We start from the raw sequence: 2,836 nt of genomic DNA, 5'->3' as shown, positions 1-2,836 counted from the left end.
GTTGCGGCGGTGATGAATTTTGCAGGAGACGGCACCGGTGATACGCGCTGGAAAGTCCCGGGGACCATTGACTGGTCCAACATGCGCTACAATCCCAATGTCGATATCACCAGGGAAACGACCACGCTCTATGCGTCCGATCGCGACGTGTTCCTGTTCCTGGTCGATGATCGCAACCCGATTGTCGCGGGCCATCTGCCCAATGGCGAGCCGGATATCTATTTCAGGGGATTTTATTGCGTGCGCCGTGAGCGCTGTTTTCATTGAGTACGGTCTCTGACCGTCGGTCGAACTGGAAATGACCGTGCCCACCCGACTTACCTCGACTGGTAACAGTTGCAACCGGGGAAACCCGGCGGGGGACAATAGCATGTCGGGAGTAAGGCCGTTCCCCATCCTGCCATTTGGGATGGGGCGTGGTCAGGGCAAGATGCGAAGGGTGAAAGCTGAATTGCCTGAACCTCAGACTTGGGACTTGAAGCCGGTGGCGCTACAACAATGGCTAAGGTGGCGTCGGACGACGGTGGCGGTGACAGCAGTACGCCGATCCACGATCCAGTCGCGTCCCCCACTCCCTGCTCGGGAGCAAAGGTCGAACGAGGCACCCTCCCGCATCGTATCTCATGATTACGGACATCACGGGATCGTCTCTGTGGGCTATTTCCATAGTCCCACGTGGCGACGGAGCCGTCATATTAGCCAAATGCCCGGGGTAATGCCCGGGACAGCCGCGACATTGCGGACGGTCATGGTTGAAACGAACCGGGAAACCGGAACGGGGATGCCCGCTGACCGGGTAAAGGACGGCGCTTCCGACAGGATGATCAAACCTTATGATGACATTGGAGGTACGCTGATGCGAACCGAAGTTGTGGAAAGGCGGTTATCCTCTCTTGCCGATCTGTCGCGGCAGGGGAAACGGATCAACGGTCTATTTCGTCTTCTAGGCTGCCCCAAAATCTGGGAAACGGCCTATGAGGCGATTGCTCCTAACAAGGGCAGTCTGACGCCCGGCATCGACCCCAGGAATACACTCGATGGCATCTCGCTGGCGAGGATCGAAGGGCTGATGGCGCGGGTTTTGGATGGGACTTACCGTTTCTCCCCGGTCCGGCGGGTCAATATCCCCAAACCCAACGGGAAGACACGCCCGTTGGGGCTTCCGACCGCCGACGACAAGCTCGTGCAGGCTGCGGTGAAGCTGGTTCTTGAACAAATCTATGAACCGGTTTTCTCCCAACGCTCGCATGGCTTTCGTCCGGAACACTCATGTCATACCGCTTTGGATCATATTCAGGGCACGTGGCATGGCGTGGTGTGGCTGGTGGAGGTCGATGTCGAGGGGTTCTTTGACAATATCGACCATGACATCCTCCTGAGGCTGCTGGAGAAGCGTATCGATGATGCGCGGTTCCTTAGGCTGATCAAGGGGATGCTCAAAGCTGGCTACATGGCCGATTGGCGCTGGTACGCAACGTTTAGCGGCACGCCACAGGGTGGGGTGATCTCACCTCTCCTTGCCAACATCTACCTCCACGAACTCGACGAGTTCATGGAAACCTGCCGGTTGCGGTTCGACCGTGGTCAGACGAGGAAGGTAAATCCGGATTATAGTCGGTTACAATTGCGGGCCAGTTATCTTCGACGGCACCGCATTCCGGCATTGCGCGCGCAAGGCAACGAACCTGAAGCGCAAAAGTGTCTGGAGAAGGTCGAGGAGCTACTAACCGCTGCGCGTTCGCTGCCGTCAAAGGATCTAACCGATCCCGGCTTCCGCCGACTGCGATATGTTCGATATGCCGATGATTTCCTTATCGGTCTGATCGGCACCAAGCAGGAGGCCCGAGACGTGATGGAAGAGGTGAAGGGCTATCTTGCCCAGCATCTCGGCCTGAAGACATCGGAGCAGAAGAGCGGTATTCGCAAAGCGGACGACGGGGCATCCTTCTTGGGATATACTGTGCGCACGCATACGTCCGGGCGAGTTCAACGCCAAACGTATATGTCGCGACCGGTCCTGAAACGGGATGCCGCACGGTCGATCCAGCTTCATGCACCACTCGCAAAGCTGGCGGCATTCGCTGAGCAACATCGGCTCGGCAATCTCCACGAGAACCGGGGCACGCACCGCCCTGAACTGGCCTACAGTTCAGATGCGGAAATCATCGTGCTATACAACTCGTGGATGCGTGGCTTGGCAGAATATTACAAGCTGGGCTCCTGCTGGAAAGATGAACTCTCGCGGGTTTATCATATCTGGTGGTTCAGTCTGGTGAAGACGCTGGCGTGCAAACACAAATGCAGCATCGTCCGCGTCTGTGAGAAACTGCTCTCTGTCGTCGATGGGGATCACGGTCTATGGTTTGAGGCGAACGAACGTCGCCGCTTCGTGCGGGTGTTCAAACTGAAGCACATCCGGACGGATCGTATCAATCGCGACAGTCGGGTCGATCAGGGGAGGGCGCGGCCTATCCATCTGACCCGGACCGACTGGCTGGATCGTCTTCGGGCGAGACATTGCGAGGCATGCGGCCCCACGGATGAGCCGTTGGAGGTTCACCATGCACGCAGGCTCAGCGACGTTGCCCATCTCTCGCTCATGGCGCGGATGCGTTCGGCACGGCACCGGAAACGGATCGTGCTCTGCCGCCCGTGTCACTACGCGCTGCATATGGGTACGCTTCAGGCTCGGCTGGACAACAAGAGGTCGGAAGTAGAAGCCGGATGATGTGAAAGCATCAAGTCCGGTTTCGTGGGAGGGGAAGAGGATATCCGTACAGGTATCTTCGCCCCTACCCGACTGGAACTCGGAAGTGGGTTCCAAAACGCTGGGGAT

Annotated in this window: 1 protein-coding gene and 1 pseudogene; both read left to right on the top strand. The window is 57.8% G+C overall.

From position 1 onward, the window contains the following. Nucleotides 1–252, top strand: a pseudogene (locus GGR38_RS23890) (DUF932 domain-containing protein); the annotation flags it as partial. A gap of 496 nt (nucleotides 253–748) precedes the next feature. Then, the gene (locus GGR38_RS23885; RefSeq protein WP_183629504.1) at nucleotides 749–2,728 is read left to right on the top strand and encodes a reverse transcriptase domain-containing protein; all 1,980 of its coding nucleotides are present in this window, start codon (nucleotides 749–751) and stop codon (nucleotides 2,726–2,728) included. The last annotated feature ends 108 nt before the right edge of the window (nucleotides 2,729–2,836 follow it).

It is taken from the genome of Novosphingobium sediminicola, assembly GCF_014196525.1.
Lineage (GTDB): Bacteria > Pseudomonadota > Alphaproteobacteria > Sphingomonadales > Sphingomonadaceae > Novosphingobium > Novosphingobium sediminicola.
This window is presented reverse-complemented; position numbering and strand designations above follow the sequence as displayed.

What these genes read in the sequence shown, in the direction of transcription:
- GGR38_RS23885 (WP_183629504.1), top strand. Translation starts at nt 749, where the DNA reads ATGGTTGAAACGAACCGGGAAACCGGAACGGGGATGCCCGCTGACCGG.